Here is a 17,659-nt window from a genome sequence, read left to right on the forward strand (position 1 = left end):
CTGGGCTTCCTCGCCGAGACCATCCCGACGAGTGTGCCGCCTTCCCAAGAGGCAATCAGGGCAGAGGCTATCTCCTAGGCGCCCCCGTGCCGCAACGCGAGCTGCGGACTTGAGTCGTCGGGTCGTCGTCGCGGATCGCCTCGCGCGGAAGCGGTCGCCACGCCCCGAAGTGGGTAGAGGCCGAAGCCTCCTCGATCGGCGAACCGATCAGCCTGTGGCAGCTATCTCTCACCTGAGCATTACTCGCTGGATAGCCCGATTGGTTCGCCATTTCAAGAGCAAAGTTCGCCATTGGCGATCTGACTATGCACAAATGCCAGACAGGCACAATATTTTGTGCCCGTCTGCTTCTGTGACGCTCATCACGGACAACTCCGTACCAGCTGCCTCGACGAAGCGCGGCGGAGATGACTCGGCAGCGAGTTGCATCCCGCCCACACGAACCGGTAACGGTTCCTTCAGAGCATCATCAAGCCGAATGTTCATGTCTTGTTCTCTGAGCTGCTCTCCGACAAACTGGCACTAAACCAGAAAGCGAGTCGCGCTGGGTCGACGCACGCGTCCAAGATCGATGACCGCGCCGTGCCGCGCGCCAGATTTGGCGTGTTTTGTAAGGGGTTGAAATTGGGGAGGAAAACATGAGGTTACCGCAAAGGGAATACTACACAGTCCATGAAGTCGCAGCACGCTGGGGTTGCAGTATCGCGGATCTCGCCGGCTGGTCGTCGAAGGGTCGCCTGGACATTGTCACCGGCATCCCGCCGGTCACCTGCGGGGGTGACATCGTCGCTGGCGAGGTCGTCGTCTCGGCCTTCGACATCCTGCCGATGTTCCGCCGCTGCGGGACCGGGCCGCAGTCGGCATTCGTCCGTCGCGTCCGGTCCAACGGCTCGACCGACTGGTTGCTGATCACCGACCCCGCGGCGGGTGTCGAGGTCTCGATTGCGGATCTGTTGATCACGGGCCAGCAGGTCCAGAAGTTCGAGGACGACCACGAGCTGATGCGGAGGATCGCGGGCGGCGCGGGCTCGACCTCGCCCTATGACTGGGACGGCATGACGAGCGCGCTGATCGTGAGGGTCCACGAGAAGGGCCTGCCTGCCACCCAGTCGGAGCTGATCGAAGACATGCAGGCGTGGTTCGCCGAGCAGTCGTCCGATGGCCAGTTCCCGGATGAGCGGTCGATCCGGCGCCGCATCAGCGCGGTCTGGAAGACACTGTCGCAGCTCCGCCAGAGCGCCTGACCGCACGGCCGCAGGCGGCGCCCGTCACGCGGACTTCCGGTCGCCGTCACGATCCCCATGCTCATCGCGATCATGGACCAGCGTTGGTCTGGGACGGAACACGCTGGCCACCGCATCGACGCCCGCGCGGAGCGGGCCTTCCATCAGATGGGCGTAGCGCTGGGTCGTCTGCATCTGGGTGTGCCCGAGAAGCTTGCCGATCATCTCGAGCGAGGCACCGCCGCTGACCAGCAGCGAGGCGAAGGTGTGCCGCAGGTCATGGATCCGAACGCCTTCGATCTGCGCCTCCTTCTGGATCCGGATCCAGAAGCGCCGGATTTCCTTCACGGGCTGGCCCGGCACATCGCCGGGGAACAGCCAGGGACTGCCCTTCGGCACGAGCAGCCGCCGCTGGCGCACGATGGCCGCCACATCCTCGGAGATCGGCACACGGTGCACGCGGCGCTGCTTGGTGGTGGCCGCCGGTTTCGACCAGAGGCAGTGCTCCAGATCGAACTGCTCGAACCGGGACTGGCGGACCTCCCCCACCCGGGCGCCGGTCAGCATGCAGATCCGGATGATGCCCGCCGCGCGCTGATCCTCCGCCGCGTCCAGCGCCTTGGCCAGCCGGTCGATCTCGTCCTTCGACAGGAAGCGCTCGCGCGGGTTCTCGATCCGGCGAAAGAAGCCGTTCGCCGGGTTGTCCGTGCGCCAGCCCCACTCGATGGCGAGGTTGAACATCTTGCGTAGCACCTCGCCCACGCGGTTGGCGCGAACCGGCGTGGGCTTCGGGCCCTGCAGCTTGCGGGCGCGGTTGTTGGGCTTCGCCCTGCTCGGCCGGGCGCGCCCCTCGGCGATCTTCGCCAGCAGCTTCTCGACATCGGGCTTGGTGATCTCGGTCACGAGCTTCCGGCCCCAGTGCGGCGCGACCAGCTTGGCCAGCATGGATTTCTGATCGGCCGCGCTCACGGGCGCGAGCCGCGGGACGTGTTCCTTCATGTAGCGGTCGATCAGATCCTGAAACCGCGGCGCCTCGCGCCGCCGGGAACGCTCGCCGAGCGGATCGCCCCCGGCATCGATCATGCGGCGCAGCTCCCTGGCGCGCTCGCGGGCCGCGGTGACCGACCATTCCGGCCAGCGGGCGAAGGTCATCCGGCGCTGGCGTCCGTCGACGCGGTAGTCGAAGGTGAAGGCCCGCCCGCCGCCGCGATAGATGCAGACGGCAAAACCGCGAATGTCGGCATCGAAGATCTGGTAGTCCCGCCCCGGCACCGGCACGGCATCGCGCAGGATCTTCTCTGTCAGACGTTCGCGGTTCGGCATCGGCTGTGGCCCTCTTTTCGTCTCCATGACGCGTGAATTCAAAGCGATAGCAAGGCAATCATGGCCGGTGCCGGGGCGTCGAGGCAGCGACCGGCAGTCACCGGCAGTGACGCCCCCGAACCCGTGCCGCCCCATGATTTGTTGAGGTTCGAAGTGCAGAGCGTCCGGATTGGCGCTCGGCGCTGGGCCCGCGCATGGGCACCGGTTTCCCCACCGAGCGCTGCGTCAGGACGGAATTTCAGCCTTTTCCCAATGAAATCAAGCACCGGCAGCGGTTCGGCGATCTCGCTGCCGGTGACTGCCGGTCAGTGCCACCCTGCCACCCCCTGAAACTCCCCCCGAAATCCCCCAAGGCCCCGGAATTTCGGGGGGTTCCGGCTCGATCAGTGGGTTCAGGCGCACCGGCGCCGGGCCTCCGGAGCCGCGCCAGGGATCTGCAAATCCCGCTGCACCGCAGCACGCGAGGCCCCCGAAATCGCGCAACTCCAATGAAACAAGGGGTGGCACTGCTTTCACAAATCCACTGCCGGTGACTGCCGGTCACTGCCTTCCTGCCACCCCTGCCCGTCTGTCCCTGCTGGTCTCCGACACCTGCCCGCATCGGGCGACACTCGGGAGAGCAGACATGAAACAGACCGAACCCCTCACCTCGGACCCCGGGCAGGGCACCTCAGGAGCGATCCTGGCGGGATGGATCAGCCGGGGAGAACTGGCCCGGGAGCTCGGCCTGACCGAGGACACGCTGCGCCGCTGGGAAGACCGCCGCATCGGCCCGGTCTGCGTACGCGCCGGGCGCCGGGTCTATTACCGCCGCACGGCGGTGCAGGACTGGCTCGCCGCGCAGGAGGCCGCCAAGCAGGCGCGCGGGCGGGGGCACAGATGATGACGCCCGCCTCATCCCCATGGCCCAGGGCCCGCGTGCTCGAGGCCCGCGCGGTCATCGCCGACGTCGCGCATCATTCGGACCACCTCGTCCGGCTCGCCTGCAATGTGCTGACCGCGCATGGCGAGACCGAGGCCGAGCGGCGCGACGCCCGCGCCCTCCTGTTCGTGATCGAGGCGCGTTGCCCGGCCCGGCATCGCCACGCCCAGCGCTCCGATCACGATGATGGGCCGGAGATGAGCCTATGAAGCGCCGTGGCACACCCGAGGCCGATCTGCAGCGCGCGGTGGTCCAGGCCCTGCGCTTTGCCCTGCCCCGCTCGGCCATCATCCATCACTGCGCCAACGAGGTGACCGAGGCCGGCCCCCGCGGCGCCAAACGCCAGGCGATCCTCGTGGGCATGGGCGTCCATCCCGGCTTTCCCGATCTGATGGCCTTCTGCGACGGCCGCGTGCTGTTCCTCGAGCTGAAATCCGTCAAGGGGCGGCTCAGCCCAACGCAGGAGGCGTTTCGCGATGCTGTGCAGGCGCAGGGCCATGGCTGGGCGCTGGTGCGCTCGCTCGACGACGCGCTGGGCGCGCTGGCGGAGCATGGGTTCACCACGCGTGTCGCGGCCCCGGCCCGGAGGCTCGCGCCATGAGCCACGAAGCCACCAACTGGGCGATCAAGCAGCGCGGGCTGAAGCCGACCACCAAGATCGTGCTCTGGCATCTCTGCGACCGGTTCAACCCGGATTACGGCTGTTTCCCCTCGCAGGACCGGCTGGCCGAGGATTGCGAGATCAGCAGATCGACACTGAACGAGCATCTCGGCCAACTGGAGGCCGCTGGTCTCCTGCGCCGTGTCCCGCGCCTGCATCCAGTCACCAAGCGGCAGATGCCGACCCGCTACATTCTGGGCTTCGAGCCGGGCTTCACACCACATGATCCGCAGCCGTGTCCGGAAACCGGACATGGAAACCCGGATGACGGAGAAACCTGCGCAGAACCAGCACCTCTCGACGACGATACGTCCGTCGAGCACGAGCCGTGTCCAGAAACCGGACACGGGTGTGATACTCGAGCCGTGTCCGATTTTCCGGCCGACCCGTGTCCGGAAAATGCCGAAAGCCGTGTCCGGAATCCGGACACTAACCCTGTAAGGGAACCTCTAAGTAACTCAGTAAAGGAGGAGGAGGGCGCGCAGGCGCGCGAGGCCATCTCCGAGGAGTTTTTCGGGGAACTGATCCGGGCCCTGGGCCTGGACGCTGCCGCCCTGCCCGGCTGGTGGCAGGGCTGGCCGCCCCGCGAGCATGTCCGGCGCTGGCGCGACGATCTGGGGCTCGACGAGGACGAGATCCTCGCGGTGGCCGAGGCCTCGCGGCGCGATCACCCTGAACCACCCGATGGGCCCAAGGCGCTCGATCGTGCGATGCAGCGCGCCGCCCAGCGCCTGAAGCAGACCGGCGCGGCGGTTGCGAAGAAGGGTCCGGCAACCGGCAACGGAGAGACCCGGCGCCGCAAGCGCGACGAGGGCCCCCGGCCCAGCGAGGACGAGCTGGCGGCCTTCTATGCCGATCTGGTGAACTCCGACCGGTTCCTGCCGCCCAGCACGATCAGCAACACCATGCGCGACGCGATGCTGACCCGCGGACTGGTAACGGTCGAGCGCCTGCGCTTGCGCGGGGTGCGGTGAATGGCATGGTGTCACGTCCCCGGCACGGACTCTCCCTCTGCGCAGGCGGCGGAGGCCTGGATATGGGCCTCATGCTCGCCGAGCCCGGATATCACACCCGGTGCTTCGTCGAATGGGAGGACTGGCCGCGCGGCGTGCTCATCGCCGCCCAGCGCGCCGGCTATTTCGCCCCGGCCCTGATCTGGACCGACCTGCGCAGCTTCGACGCAAGGCCTTTCGGCGGAGCCTTCGATACGGTGCTTGCCGGATATCCCTGTCAGCCCTTCAGCGCGGCCGGAAAACGCGGTGGCGCCGAAGATCCTCGGCACCTCTGGCCCGATGTCGCCCGGGTCATCGGGGAATGCGCCCCCGAATGGGTTTTCCTCGAAAACGTCGCAGGGCACGTCACCCTCGGGCTCGAGACCGTCCTGCAAGAGCTTTGGGGCATGGGCTACACGCCTGCGGCGGGTTTGTTCTCGGCGGCAGAAGTCGGCGCGCCGCACCAGCGGCTGCGCATCTTCATCCTGGCCCACACCGATGAGCCTGCATCCGGGCACCGGCAGCTACAACCCGGCGGGGAACAGCGACTTCACCCGGAAGGCAGAGGCTCTGGCGCTGGGCATCACCAGCTGGTCGACGCCCAAGGCGACGGACGGTGCGAAGGGCGGGCCGGGGCAGAGCTATGGCTCGGGCGGGAGGCCGCCCCTGCCCGCGCAGGCGGCGCAATGGCCGACGCCAGCCGCGCAGAACTGGAAGGGATCCAGCGAGGCCAGCATGACGCGGGCCGATGGCAAGAGCCGCCTCGACACCCTGCACTACCGGGCGGAGCAGGGCTTCACCCGCCCGGACCCGGCGATCACGATGCATGGCGTAGGGTCCTCGCCGCACGCCCCGATCTCGCGCCGGCTCTGGGATTCGATGACTGCCTCGCATGGGCGCGTCGTCTCGCGGCGGATCCTGAAGGGCCGGGCACGGCGGCGGCTGAACCCGCTCTTCGTCGGATGGCTGATGGGCTGGCCCATCGGGCACGCGCTCTGCGCCTGCTCGGCAACGGAGTTCACCCTCTGGCAGCAGCACATGCGTGGCGCACTCTCGCAGCTGCCCATGGCCTCGGGCCCGTGGATCTGGCGGCCGACGGAGGACGCCCAGCGCCCGGCGCAAATGAACCTGTTTGAAGGATTGCAGCCATGAGTTTCCACAGCAGGATTGGCCGCACGGGCGGCACGAAAGTGAAGCGCGCGCTGGGCGTGCAGGCAGCGCTGGAATGGGCTTTCCGGGTCGAGAAGGCCCAACTGGAGCTTCCCCTGCCCCAGGACGTCAACGACGAAGGCTTCGGCTTCGGCCTGGAATACGTCCTCCTCCAACGCGCCGCGCTGGGCTGCAAGATCGACGGCGGCCAGCACAAGATCGGCGGCTATACCCACGAGGACGCCGAGGTGATCGCCGCCACCGTCGCCGGGATGCCCGACAGTCTCGGCGGCAAGCGCATGGCGATCCGCATGGCGGAACTAGCCCGCGCCGGGCTCACGCCGGACTGGATGCCAGGGGCTGTCCCGCGCTGTGTCCCGGTCGAGGTGAAGCGGAACCAGCATGGCGAACGGGCCAGCACCATCGTTATCGGCACCGAACGTGTCCTGATCCGGAGGAAGTGGCGCACCGTCGAGGTTCTGGCCTGCCCGGTGACCTTCTCCCCGCATCCCCACCAGATCGAGGCGGCTCGCCGCGCCTATGACGATTGGTGGCAGGCGCTGGGCTGGATCCGCGATGGGCTGATCTCGGGCGGGATGTTGCGGGATGTGGAAGTGACCACGGCAATGCCGAAGGCTAGACCGTGGGAGACGAAACGAGCCTGAAGAGCACCGGCTTCCTCTTTGATTCTGCATCGCTTCCAGCTACGGTCAACCCAACAATCACTACACCCGGGACGGTACATGGGCGAGGCAGTGCAGCGCGATAAAGCAGAAATTCGGTCAACAGCAGGCTTTGTCTGGTCGATCGCCGAAATCCTGCGTGGCGATTTCAAGCAATCCGAATACGGCAAAGTCATTCTGCCATTTGTCGTCCTGCGCCGCCTGGATTGCATTCTTGAGGGATCGAAGACGGCCGTCCAGCAGGCGGCGGAGTCCCTGCCACCCGGGATCGATGATGCGACCCGCGACATGATCCTGTTCGGGGCGGTGGGCGGCAACATCAAGGTTTACAACCTGTCGCGCGCCACGTTCGAAAGCCTGCGCGGACAGGACCCGGGCCAGTTGCACCAGAACCTGCTCGATTACATTCGCAATTTCTCGGGCAACGTTCGTGACATCTTCTTCGACAAGTTCCTGTTCACCGAGCAGCTGAAGCGCCTCAACGACGCCGGCATCCTGTGGCCGGTGTTCGAGCGGTTCTGCCAGATCGATCTTCACCCCGAGGCGATTTCGAACATCGAGATGGGCTATCTGTTCGAGGAGCTGATCCGCCGCTTCTCGGAAATCTCGAATGAAACCGCCGGGGAACACTTCACCCCGCGCGAGGTGGTTCGGCTCATCGTGGACCTGCTGATCGCCAATGACGACACCAAGCTGTCCGGCCGCGGCAAGATCAGGCAGGTCTATGACCCGGCCTGTGGCACCGGCGGGATGCTGGCTCTGGCCGAGGAGGCACTGAAGGGTTTCAACCCGTCCATCCGGGTGGAGCTTTTCGGTCAGGAACTGAACCCCGAGTCCTTCGGCATCTGCAAATCCGACATGCTGGTGACGGGCCATGATCCCGAGCAGATCGCCTTCGGCAACACGCTGACGCAGGACGCGCACAAGGGCCGCAGCTTCCACTACATGCTCTCGAACCCGCCCTATGGCGTCGACTGGAAGAAGTATCAGGACCCGATCAAGTCCGAGGCCGAGACCATGGGCTTCTCGGGCCGGTTCGGCGCCGGCACGCCGCGGATATCGGACGGCCAGCTTCTGTTCCTGCAGCACATGATCTCGAAGATGCGCGATGACGAGGACGGCTCGCGCATCGGCATTGTCATGAACGGCTCGCCCCTCTTCACCGGCGGCGCGAACTCCGGCGAGAGCGAAATCCGCCGCTGGATGCTGGAAAACGACTGGGTGGAGGCGATCGTCGCGCTGCCCACCGATCTCTTCTACAACACCGGCATCCAGACCTATGTGTGGCTGCTGACCAACCGCAAGCCCGCCCAGCGCCGCGGCAAGGTTCAGCTGATCGATGCCTCGGGCGAGCGGTTCTGGCGCTCCATGCGCAAGTCGCTGGGCTCGAAGCGCCGGGAAATCCCCGACGAGGCGCGAGAGGAGATCGTGCGCATCTACGCGGACTTCCTGAACGGCGAGAGCGGCGCGTCCGATGTCGCGAAAATCTTCGACACCGAGGATTTCGGCTATCGCGAGATCAGGATCGAGCGCCCGCTGCGGCTGAGCTTCCATGCCAGCGACGATCGGCTCGCCCGCCTGGCCGATCAAAAGCCCTTTGCCCGGCTCGATCCGACCGAACAGGATCAGATCCAGATCGCCCTGCGCGGGCTGCCGGATCAACTCTTCCGAAATCGCGATCAGTTCGAAAAGGCGCTGGGCAAGGTGCTGAAGGCCGCCGGGCTGAAGATCGGCGCGCCGATCAGAAAGGCGATCCTGGCTGCCGTGTCCGAGCGCGACGAAGAGGCCGACATCTGCCGCGACAAGGACGGCAACCCCGAGCCGGACGCCGATCTGCGTGACCACGAGCTTGTGCCGCTGAAAGAGAACTGGCGCGCCTACGTCGCCCGCGAGGTCACGCCCTTCGTGCCGGATGCCTGGGTGGACGAAACCCACCGCGACGCCCGCGACGGCAAGGTCGGCCGCGTGGGCTATGAAATCAACTTCAACCGCTATTTCTACACCTATGTGCCGCCCCGTCCGCTGGAAGAGATCGACGCCGAGCTCAAGGCGCTGGAGGCCGAGATCGCCGGCCTCCTGAAGGAGGTGGCGCGATGAATTTTCCCTCGGCTCCCCGCCTTTCTTATTGCTTTGGTAACCGGGCTGTCCTATCTCTTGTGGCAACAAGACCCGCCACGCCTCGGGCGTTGCTTCGGCAGCGCACTGCGCACCCTGGCGGGTTACTTGTTTCTGGGGCCCTGCTGTCTGCGTCGTCGCGACATGGGGCGTCGGCATGAGGTTCAGCAAGCCCGCCATCTCCATCACCGATCAGATCGCCCTCCTGCGACGCCGCGGCATGGTCGTGGATGACGAGGCATCTGCCCGCCACTACCTCAGCCACATCTCCTACTATCGCCTGCGGGCCTACTGGTTGCCGTTCGAGGCTCCGGCGGCAGATGGCGACCACGCGCTGACGCCCGGCACCCGGTTCGAGGATGTGCTCGCCCTCTATGTCTTCGACCGCCAGCTTCGGCTGATGGTCATGGACGCGGTAGAGCGGGTCGAGGTCGCGATCCGCGCGCAATGGGCCCATCACATGGCCATGACCTATGGCGCGCACGGCTATCTGGACCAGGCGCACTATGCCCATGTCACCCGCCACGCCAGCGCGGTGGCCGATCTGACCAAGGAGTTTCAGCGCTCGCGCGACACCTTTGCCGAGCACTACCGCAAGAAATACACCGCCCCGAAGCTGCCGCCGGTCTGGATGGCCGCCGAGGTGATGTCCTTCGGCCTGCTGTCCAAGTTCCTGGGCGATCTGAAGCTGCGGAGCGATCGGCAGGCGATCGCACGACCCTTCGGGCTGGATGAAAAGGTGCTGACCTCCTTCGCGCATCACATGAGCCATGTGCGCAACATCTGTGCCCATCACGGGCGGCTGTGGAACCGGCGCTTCACCATCAAGATGGCGGTGCCGAAATCGCCCGCCAGGCTGGCCATTGCCTTGCGCGGGGCGGATGATCGCTATCTGCACAACACGCTGGTGATGCTGGATCACCTGCTGACCATCGTCGCGCCGGGCACGGAATGGCGCGAGCGGCTCGTCGATCACCTGGCAACCTGCCCGTTGCCTGCACCGGCAGCGATGGGGTTCCCGATGGACTGGCAGAACCGGCAGGCGTGGAGGGTGATCGAATGAAAGGAGAGTGGGCTTCAATCCGCCTGAAACACACTGCAAGTAACGTGGTTGAGCCTGCCACCTCGGCGGATGCAGACAAACCATTCATCGGTCTTGACGCGATATCCTCATGGACAGGAGCAATAGAGGTTCGTGATGAAGGCTCAAATGGTGAAGTCGGAAACAGATTTCGGCGAGGCGATGTCTTGTTTGGTAAGTTGCGTCCTTACCTGGCGAAAGTGGCCGCCCCTCACTTCGGTGGGCATTGCTCGGGAGAGGCCTTGGTAATTAGGCCTAGGCGAAGCCTAGATCAGTCGTTTCTCTTTTACCTGATGGCGAATCCAGACTTCATCAATGCCGTCGATGCGTCCACCTATGGAGCAAAAATGCCGCGGGCGTCTTGGCATTTCATTGGAAACATGAAGTTCGCACTTCCCGATCTCCCCACCCAGAAGGCGATTGCGGATTTCCTCGACCGCGAAACCGCCCGCATCGACCTGTTGATCGAGAAGAAGCAGCGATTCCGGGAGATGGCGAATGAACGCTGGCGGGCAACACTGAACCACGTCGTGTTTCCCCACAGTCCGGACTGGGGGCGATTGCCGGATGGATGGAGGAAGGTTCAGCTCAAGTATCTGACCGACCCCAAACGACCGATCATGTATGGGATCGTTCTGCCCGGACCCAACATGGAAGAGGGCCCGATGATCGTCAAAGGGGGCGATGTGAAACCGGGTCGCCTCCATCCGGACAGGCTTTGCCGCACCACCCATGAGATCGAGGCCAGTTATGTCCGGTCCCGACTGAGATGCGGTGATCTGGTCATCTCCATCCGGGGAGGGATCGGGGATATCGAGATCGTTCCACCGGAAATCGATGGCGCGAACCTGACGCAGGATGCAGCAAGAATTGCGCCACGGCAGGGGATAGATCGCGAGTGGCTTCGGTATGCATTGCTTTCGTCGGCCGTCTTTCATCCGCTGGAGTCGCGCTCACTCGGTGCTGCAGTCCGGGGCATCAACATTTTCGACCTGAAGCGCGTCTTCATTCCTGAACCTCCTAAGACGCAGCAGACGGAAATTGCGCGGACGCTTGCGCGCATGGAGAGTCGACTGAGGGAACTGCGCGAGCTCGTGAAAAGCCACGCTGATCGCCTGCGCGAGTTCCGCGCCGCCCTCATCACCGCCGCCGTCACCGGTCAGATCGACCCCGAAACATGGTCCCGCCGCGGCACGACCGACCGCCGACTGGATCAGATCGAAGCGGAGATGGGGGCATGACGAGTGCGCGCCCCGGCCCGCTGTTCTGGCAACCGGACAACGAGTTCGCACGCGTGAGCGAATGGGACATGCCCAAAGCCTTTGCCTTCGGAGATATGGACATTCTGGAAGAGCACGACCTGTCGAAGATTTCCGACAACTATTTCCGCTGCGCCGAGCTTCTGGTCGACACCATTTTCAGAAACGAGATCGAGGACTTCGTTGCCCAGTTCCCGGTGATCTACCTCTATCGCCATGCCTTCGAGCTGCGTCTGAAGCATATCATCCGGGCCGCCGATCCGAACGCTGATTTCACGCGCGAACATAGGCTGAATGCGCTGCTCAACAGGATTGACGGGCTTGAACCCTGGGCGCAGCGCCGGCTTCAGGAACTGGGTGAAATCGACCCCAAATCCGACCGCCTGCGCTATGGTGGCGTCGGGACAAAGGCAAAAAGCTTCCTCGCGACGGATGTCCGGTTTTTCCGCGATGCCATGCGCGAACTGCAAGATTACCTGACGACCTTTTGCCCGCCGCAAGATCGGGGGAGAACATGACATTTTCAGCAAGCGATATTCACCGCGAACGGACCGTGCAGGAGCACTTGATCAGCCAGTTGGTCACCGGGCAGGGTTATCTGCGCCGCAACGCCAAGGCCGACTATGACCGCGCGCTGGCGATTGATCGGGTGCTGGTGCTGCGCTTCCTGCAGGACACGCAGCCCGAGGAATGGGCCAAGCTTGTCAGCCACTACGCCACCACGGCCGAGAACACGCTGTTCACCCAGCTGACCCGCGCGCTGAAGGATCGCGGGCTGCTGGACGTTCTGCGCAGCGGGCTGAAGATCGTCCCGGGCATCCGGTTCTCGCTCTGCTTCTTTCGCCCCGCCAGCGGGATCGAGCCGAACCGGATCGCCGAGTTCGAGGCGAACATCCTCAGCGTCATGGATGAGGTGGAATACAGCGAGAAGCACGGCGGCCGCCTTGATGTGGTGGTGTTCCTGAACGGGCTGCCGGTGGCGACGATCGAGGCGAAGAACCTGCTGACCGGCTCGACCTTCCGCCATGCCGAACGCCAGTATCGCACCGACCGTTCGCCAGCGGGCGAGCCGCTCCTCACCTTCAAGCGCGGCGCGCTGGTCCATTTCGCGCTGGACGAAGACAACGTGTCGATGACGACGCGGTTGCAGAACGGCAAGACCCGGTTCCTGCCGTTCAACCGTGGGCGCGACGGCGGTGCCGGCAATCCAGATGTGCCGGGCGAGTTCCGCATCGCCTACCTCTTCCGCGACGGGCCATGGGGCGAGGCGATTTTCTCGCGCCGGGTCCTGCTCGATATCCTCGGGCGCTTCATGCACCTTGAGGTGAACGGCAAATCCGAGGTGATGATCTTCCCCCGCTTCCAGCAGCTGGACTCTGTGCGCAAGCTGATGGCTCATGCCGGCGATCATGGCGCGGGGCGGAACTATCTGATCCAGCACTCGGCCGGCTCCGGCAAATCGAACACCATCGCCTGGCTGGCGCACCACGCCATCAATCTGCACGATGCCGCCGACCAGCCCGTGTTCAACACGGCGATCGTCGTGACCGACCGGGTGGTTCTCGACCGCCAGCTTCAGGGGACGGTGGCCCAGTTCGAACAGACCGCCGGTGTGGTGAAAAAGATCGACGGCACCTCGCGCGATCTGAAGGATGCCATCGCCAAGGGCGCCCGGATCATCATCACCACGATCCAGAAGTTCTCGACCGACCATCTGAAGGAGTTGTCGGGGCAGGGCACCCGATCCTTCGCGCTGATCATTGACGAGGCCCATTCCAGCCAGTCGGGGAAGTCTGCTCAGGCCATGACCGACGCGCTGACCCGGGAGGCAACGTCCAGCGACGACATCGAGGACATCATTGCAGAATACCAGAAGAGCCGGGGGCCGCAGGCCAACATCAGCTTCTTCGCCTTCACGGCGACGCCGCGCAACGTCACCCTGGAACGCTTCGGCATAAAGGGACCGGATTGGCTGCCGCACCCATTCCACCTCTATTCGATGCGCCAGGCGATCGAAGAGGGCTTTATCCTCGACGTTCTCCAGAACTACATGACCTACAAGGCATATTATCAGCTAGAGAAGGCGATCGAGGATGATCCCGAGCTGAGCGGTCGGCGCGGGCAGCGAAAGGTCGCGCGCTATGCCAGCCTGCATCCCACAGCGATCGGCCAGAAGGTCGAGATCATCGTCGAGCATTTCCGCCGGCACGTGATGGGCGAGTTGAACGGCAAGGCGAAGGCGATGATCGTGACGCAGAGCCGCGAGCATGCGTTGCGTTACTTCTTCGGCGTGCGCGACTACATCGCCAGCAACAGCTACGGAGACCTGAGGGCGCTGGTCGCCTTCTCGGGTGATCTCAAGCACAACGGAGAAACCTACACCGAGGCCGAACTTAACGGCTTCTCAGAAACCGAGCTTCCGAGCCGCTTCGACGGCGTTCGCCCCGACGGCACACCCTTTCCCGAGCAATATCAGATCCTGATCGTCGCCGAGAAGTATCAGACCGGCTTCGATCAGCCGAAGCTTTGCGCAATGTACCTTGACCGAAAGCTCGCGGGTCTTCAGGCGGTTCAGACGCTTTCGCGCCTGAACCGGACCATGGCCGGCAAGGAACGCGCCTTCATTCTCGATTTTCAAAACAGCATCGAGGACATCCAGAACGCCTTCCGCCCCTATTACGAGCAGACGGCCTTGGAAGCGATTTCCGACCCGAACCAGGTCTATGACCTCGAAGGCCGGCTGATGAAATTCGGCTATCTCGACAAGAACGAGATCGAGCGGTTCGCTGCAACCTTCTACAGTGGCCGACTTGCCGGCGCGGATCGGGCGCAACTGGAAGGGCTGGTGAAGCAAGCAGCGGGCCGATTCGAGGCCGACGAAGACGAGGGGCGCCAAGAGGAATTCCGCCAGCTTCTGAAGAGCTACATGCGCTTCTACAGCTTCATCGCGCAGGTGATCCGGCTGGAAGATACGGGATTGGAGAAGCTCTATTCCTATGGCGCTTGGCTCGCGCGGCTGCTGCCGAACCGGGAGGTGCCGCCAGACATCGAGATCACCGAGGACATGCTGCGCCTGCAAGCATTCAAGGTGGAGCAGAAAGAGGCTGGGAGTGCCGGCCTTTCGCCGGGCGATCATGCCGCGCTGAAGGCGATCAACGAGTTCGGTGCGAAGCCCTACACCGAGGACGAGCAGAAGGAGCTGTCCGAGATCGTCAAGGCGTTCAACGACCGGCATGGCACTGCCTTCACCGAGGCAGATATCGTCCGGCATGAGCCGAGCTATCAGGCGACGATGAATGAAGAGATGACCGAGATGCTAAAGAACAACTCGGCAGATGTGGTCTACACGGCCTTTTCGCAGGCGTTCTTCCAGAGCGTTGTCCGGGGGTATCAGCGCGACACTGAAATGCGCGATATCGTGCTGACCGATCCCGAAGCGCGAGATCAGCTGATCCGGTTCTTCTTCAATCGCGCAATGCGAGAAGTTCGGAAGTCAGCATAGAATGAAGCTTGTTCGCGACGCAAAGACTCTGAAGCTAAAGGCAGTCTCATCACTGAAGGCCAGCATGACTGCCTTCAACAGCTTTCACGACGAAGGTCGCGTTACGACCGTACTTCTTCATGCGCAGCACGCCTGCGAAATGCTCTTGAAAGCCGTATTGGTTCAAAACAAGCAGCCAGTGTTCGAGAAGAATTCCGGAAAATCTATCGGATTTGAACGCTGCCTCGGCATCTGCATTGCAAGGCAGGGGCTCACAGAGAAGGAAGCTGGTGTGATGCGCGCTGTCGACAGGCTGCGCGATGCGGCACAGCACTGGTTTGTTTATGTTGCCGAGGACATTCTCTATTTAAACGTTCGCGCACTGATTACCGCGTTTGATAGCTACATGAAACGCTCCCTTAATGATGATCTCTCTGCACACATTCCTGCGCGCGTCCTTCCAGTATCGACCTTACCACCCGGAGACTTTGAGTTCCTGGTTGACCGGGAGTTCGAAGTAATCGCGGAGCTCCTCAAACCAGGGCGCCGGGCCCGCGATGAAGCACGTGCACGTATTCGGACTCTACTCGCCATGGAGGCGGTGGCCGTTGACGAAGTGGAGGTATCGGAAGCAGATATAAATCGGATTGAGAAAGCAGTTCGTGCCGGATCGAATGTTCAGGAAGTCTTCCCGCGCCTTTCTACTATTGGAACTGAAACAACTGGTGAGGGCGTGACACTCACTGTTCACTTTTCAAAGAAGCAGGGAGCACCGGTTCGATACATTGGCGGCGATGATCCTACAGACGCGGCGGCTGTTCGTGAGATCGATCTCAGGCGCAAGTTTCATATGGGCAGAGCTGATCTTGCCAATAAGCTCAAGCTGACGCAACCAAAGGCCAAGGCACTCAGAGACCATCTTGATCTCGACAATAAACCTGACTGCCATCACCTTTTTGAGTTTGGAAAACAGAAAATACCTCAATACTCGGATAACGCATTTCGGGCCATGAAAGAGTGGCTTGAGCAAAATGACATAGTCCGTCCTGAACAATTCGCTCAGGCGGCGGCAGCTCGGGTTCCGTGAAGGCGATCCGCTACGAAGACGCGCAGAAGCACGCCGATCAGGAGAGCCAAAAGGGCCCTGAGGTGGGCGAGGATCTTGCGGATGTTGTGGCCGCAGGCGCAGAGGACAGCGAAGACCGCGTCACCGAAGGTACCCTTGAGCGGACAGCGCGTCAGCCGCCCGTCGGTCTTCATGTGGCCGATCTCTGGCTCGATGGCGCTGCGGCGACGCAAGAGCCTGGTGAGCGTTGGCGTCATTCCCTTGCGAGTGCCGCTGATGAGCACCCGCGTGGTCTCGACGCCGTGTCCGCGATAGCCGCGATCGACGACGGCGAGGTTGGGCCGGCGGTCCGTCAGCACCTCGACCTGCTCGAGGGCCTCGGCGAGGGTATGGCCGTCATAGGGGTTTCCGGGCATTGCCCGCATGCCGACGATGAAGCCCTCGTCGATGGTGGCGGCGACACTGACCTTGGTGCCGAACTCGTAGCGCACCCGCGCTTTGCCCTTGGAGATGCAGTCTACCTCCGGCTCGTGCAGGCTGAAGATCTTGCCCTTGTCCTTCGGCTGCTGGTTCAGCAGCCGGGAGGTCAGAACCAGCGTGTCGAGGACACGCTCCCGTAGCGGGCCTGCCGGCACGCTGTCGAGCTGGCGGCGCAGGTCACGCATGACGCGGCCCGTGTAGCCTTTCAGGGTCCGCAGCGCCTTGCGCATCCGCTTGAACTGGCGGGCGTGGGCATGGCGTCCGACCGTGATCGCCAGCCTCGGCGCCAGGCGCGCGTAGCTTTGGCGCAGCTCGATCCCGGCTTTGGCAGAAAGCGCCACCAGCTTCTGCCGCGCCGTCTCGTAGAGACGGGCGTCGGTGGGATGGGCGATGTTCTTCTCCATGACCGTCGTGTCGACCGACACCCGTTCCAGACTCTTCTCCTTGACCGTTCCGGAGGCGCGCCCAGCTTCAATGGTCTTCGTGAGCAGCCATTCGACGCCCTCTTCGCCGATGCGCTTCCGCCAGCGGGTGAGCGAGGAGGGATCGATCGGCGGGCGGTGCTGGAAGAAGGTCTCGCCGCAGAAGTGCTGATGATACGGGTTCTCCACCCACCGAGCGACAACGGCCTCATCCGACAGGTCGAAGGCGTGCTGGAGGTAGAGGAGCCCCGCGATAAGCCGCGGCGGTGTCGCTGGCCGTCCCGCGGAAGACGGGAAGAACCCGGCCCATTCGCGTTCGAAGAACTCCCAGTCGATCAGCTCCGCCAGCTTCGCCAGTTCATGGCGCAGATCGATCATGTCGGTCAGGCGGGGACGCAGGAGGTCGTCCTGCTCTTCAGCGCGGGGACGAGGCTTCATCGCGGCTCCGGAAATCACAAGGTTTCAAGACGCAGCTTACGAAAGTCTGCAATCCCTCGCTACCGATTTCATCCGATCAGCAGGCAAAGTCAGGCGTTTGGGAGTTGTTCAGGGCGAACGACATAGAAGAGCTCTGGCGACAGCGGTGATCTCTTCACTGCGACACAGCCCCCCTCCCATGGTTCCTCCCGGGGCCGATCCGTATACGGGGGGGCGCAGCGCGGAAGTTTGCCAGCGTCAGGCGATTTCACCGGGGAATCCACCCGGAATCCACCTGACCAGCTTGAGCGCTGTTTCGACCAATAAAACAAGGCCTTGAGCTTTCCGCGAGGGTGGATTCCCGGATCCCAAAATGGGAATCCAC

15 protein-coding genes and 1 pseudogene are annotated in these 17,659 nt (G+C 63.6%); 14 read left to right on the forward strand and 2 right to left on the reverse strand.

Annotated elements, in window-relative coordinates:
• Positions 1-638 precede the first annotated feature (638 nt).
• Positions 639-1,244 carry a hypothetical protein gene (locus tag ACZ2G3_RS15045; protein WP_470396806.1) on the forward strand — a complete coding sequence of 202 codons (606 nt, stop codon included), beginning with the start codon at positions 639-641 and terminating at the stop codon, positions 1,242-1,244.
• A gap of 24 nt (positions 1,245-1,268) precedes the next feature.
• Here the strand turns inward: ACZ2G3_RS15045 and ACZ2G3_RS15050 are convergent, their stop codons facing one another.
• Positions 1,269-2,546: a tyrosine-type recombinase/integrase gene (locus ACZ2G3_RS15050; RefSeq protein ID WP_470396807.1), complete on the reverse strand. Its 1,278-nt coding sequence runs from the start codon at positions 2,544-2,546 to the stop codon at positions 1,269-1,271.
• A gap of 625 nt (positions 2,547-3,171) precedes the next feature.
• Here ACZ2G3_RS15050 and ACZ2G3_RS15055 point away from each other — a divergent pair.
• From ACZ2G3_RS15055 to ACZ2G3_RS15115, 13 genes and pseudogenes are all read left to right on the forward strand, one after another.
• Positions 3,172-3,429 (forward strand): helix-turn-helix transcriptional regulator, encoded by a 258-nt coding sequence (locus ACZ2G3_RS15055; protein WP_470396808.1) that lies wholly within the window; start codon positions 3,172-3,174, stop codon positions 3,427-3,429.
• 35 nt (positions 3,430-3,464) lie between these two features.
• On the forward strand, positions 3,465-3,677 hold the full coding sequence (locus tag ACZ2G3_RS15060; RefSeq protein ID WP_470396809.1) for a hypothetical protein: 213 nt from the start codon (positions 3,465-3,467) through the stop codon (positions 3,675-3,677).
• Complete coding sequence (locus ACZ2G3_RS15065) at positions 3,674-4,069, forward strand: VRR-NUC domain-containing protein (RefSeq protein ID WP_470396810.1); 396 nt, start codon at positions 3,674-3,676, stop codon at positions 4,067-4,069. The genes ACZ2G3_RS15060 and ACZ2G3_RS15065 overlap by 4 nt, the downstream gene beginning before the upstream one ends.
• Positions 4,066-5,103, forward strand: coding sequence for a helix-turn-helix domain-containing protein (locus tag ACZ2G3_RS15070; protein ID WP_470396811.1), 1,038 nt, complete (start codon positions 4,066-4,068; stop codon positions 5,101-5,103). The genes ACZ2G3_RS15065 and ACZ2G3_RS15070 overlap by 4 nt, the downstream gene beginning before the upstream one ends.
• 71 nt (positions 5,104-5,174) lie before the next feature.
• A pseudogene (locus ACZ2G3_RS15075) lies at positions 5,175-5,564 on the forward strand (DNA cytosine methyltransferase); the annotation flags it as partial.
• A 55-nt stretch (positions 5,565-5,619) separates the two neighbouring features.
• A complete protein-coding gene (locus ACZ2G3_RS15080) occupies positions 5,620-6,273 on the forward strand; it encodes a DNA methyltransferase (RefSeq protein WP_470396812.1) in 654 nt (217 codons plus the stop codon).
• Positions 6,270-6,935 carry a hypothetical protein gene (locus tag ACZ2G3_RS15085; protein ID WP_470396813.1) on the forward strand — a complete coding sequence of 222 codons (666 nt, stop codon included), beginning with the start codon at positions 6,270-6,272 and terminating at the stop codon, positions 6,933-6,935. Before ACZ2G3_RS15080 ends, ACZ2G3_RS15085 begins: the two co-directional genes overlap by 4 nt.
• A 78-nt stretch (positions 6,936-7,013) precedes the next feature.
• On the forward strand, positions 7,014-9,050 hold the full coding sequence (locus tag ACZ2G3_RS15090) for a type I restriction-modification system subunit M (protein ID WP_470396814.1): 2,037 nt from the start codon (positions 7,014-7,016) through the stop codon (positions 9,048-9,050).
• A gap of 175 nt (positions 9,051-9,225) precedes the next feature.
• On the forward strand, positions 9,226-10,131 hold the full coding sequence (locus ACZ2G3_RS15095; RefSeq protein ID WP_470396815.1) for an Abi family protein: 906 nt from the start codon (positions 9,226-9,228) through the stop codon (positions 10,129-10,131).
• Entirely contained in the window at positions 10,128-11,390 is a 1,263-nt protein-coding gene (locus tag ACZ2G3_RS15100; RefSeq protein ID WP_470396816.1) for a restriction endonuclease subunit S, read from the forward strand. The genes ACZ2G3_RS15095 and ACZ2G3_RS15100 overlap by 4 nt, the downstream gene beginning before the upstream one ends.
• Positions 11,387-11,926: a hypothetical protein gene (locus ACZ2G3_RS15105; protein WP_470396817.1), complete on the forward strand. Its 540-nt coding sequence runs from the start codon at positions 11,387-11,389 to the stop codon at positions 11,924-11,926. The genes ACZ2G3_RS15100 and ACZ2G3_RS15105 overlap by 4 nt, the downstream gene beginning before the upstream one ends.
• Positions 11,923-14,910, forward strand: coding sequence for a type I restriction endonuclease subunit R (locus tag ACZ2G3_RS15110; RefSeq protein ID WP_470396818.1), 2,988 nt, complete (start codon positions 11,923-11,925; stop codon positions 14,908-14,910). Before ACZ2G3_RS15105 ends, ACZ2G3_RS15110 begins: the two co-directional genes overlap by 4 nt.
• Position 14,911: 1 nt before the next feature.
• On the forward strand, positions 14,912-15,976 hold the full coding sequence (locus ACZ2G3_RS15115) for a hypothetical protein (RefSeq protein WP_470396819.1): 1,065 nt from the start codon (positions 14,912-14,914) through the stop codon (positions 15,974-15,976).
• On the opposite strand, the gene ACZ2G3_RS15120 is transcribed toward ACZ2G3_RS15115, so the two are convergent.
• Positions 15,949-17,295: an IS5 family transposase gene (locus ACZ2G3_RS15120; RefSeq protein WP_470396820.1), complete on the reverse strand. Its 1,347-nt coding sequence runs from the start codon at positions 17,293-17,295 to the stop codon at positions 15,949-15,951. The genes ACZ2G3_RS15115 and ACZ2G3_RS15120 overlap by 28 nt on opposite strands.
• Positions 17,296-17,659: the final 364 nt, after the last annotated feature.

The organism is Paracoccus sp. KKT209 (genome assembly GCF_055635455.1).

Bases quoted from the DNA above. Each gene is read 5' to 3' on its own strand.
- ACZ2G3_RS15080 (WP_470396812.1), top strand. From the start codon at position 5,620: ATGAGCCTGCATCCGGGCACCGGCAGCTACAACCCGGCGGGGAACAGC.
- ACZ2G3_RS15085 (WP_470396813.1), top strand. From the start codon at position 6,270: ATGAGTTTCCACAGCAGGATTGGCCGCACGGGCGGCACGAAAGTGAAG.
- ACZ2G3_RS15110 (WP_470396818.1), top strand. From the start codon at position 11,923: ATGACATTTTCAGCAAGCGATATTCACCGCGAACGGACCGTGCAGGAG.
- ACZ2G3_RS15105 (WP_470396817.1), top strand. From the start codon at position 11,387: ATGACGAGTGCGCGCCCCGGCCCGCTGTTCTGGCAACCGGACAACGAG.
- ACZ2G3_RS15120 (WP_470396820.1), bottom strand. From the start codon at position 17,295: ATGAAGCCTCGTCCCCGCGCTGAAGAGCAGGACGACCTCCTGCGTCCC.
- ACZ2G3_RS15100 (WP_470396816.1), top strand. From the start codon at position 10,128: ATGAAAGGAGAGTGGGCTTCAATCCGCCTGAAACACACTGCAAGTAAC.
- ACZ2G3_RS15045 (WP_470396806.1), top strand. From the start codon at position 639: ATGAGGTTACCGCAAAGGGAATACTACACAGTCCATGAAGTCGCAGCA.
- ACZ2G3_RS15070 (WP_470396811.1), top strand. From the start codon at position 4,066: ATGAGCCACGAAGCCACCAACTGGGCGATCAAGCAGCGCGGGCTGAAG.
- ACZ2G3_RS15055 (WP_470396808.1), top strand. From the start codon at position 3,172: ATGAAACAGACCGAACCCCTCACCTCGGACCCCGGGCAGGGCACCTCA.
- ACZ2G3_RS15115 (WP_470396819.1), top strand. From the start codon at position 14,912: ATGAAGCTTGTTCGCGACGCAAAGACTCTGAAGCTAAAGGCAGTCTCA.
- ACZ2G3_RS15050 (WP_470396807.1), bottom strand. From the start codon at position 2,546: ATGCCGAACCGCGAACGTCTGACAGAGAAGATCCTGCGCGATGCCGTG.
- ACZ2G3_RS15090 (WP_470396814.1), top strand. From the start codon at position 7,014: ATGGGCGAGGCAGTGCAGCGCGATAAAGCAGAAATTCGGTCAACAGCA.
- ACZ2G3_RS15065 (WP_470396810.1), top strand. From the start codon at position 3,674: ATGAAGCGCCGTGGCACACCCGAGGCCGATCTGCAGCGCGCGGTGGTC.
- ACZ2G3_RS15095 (WP_470396815.1), top strand. From the start codon at position 9,226: ATGAGGTTCAGCAAGCCCGCCATCTCCATCACCGATCAGATCGCCCTC.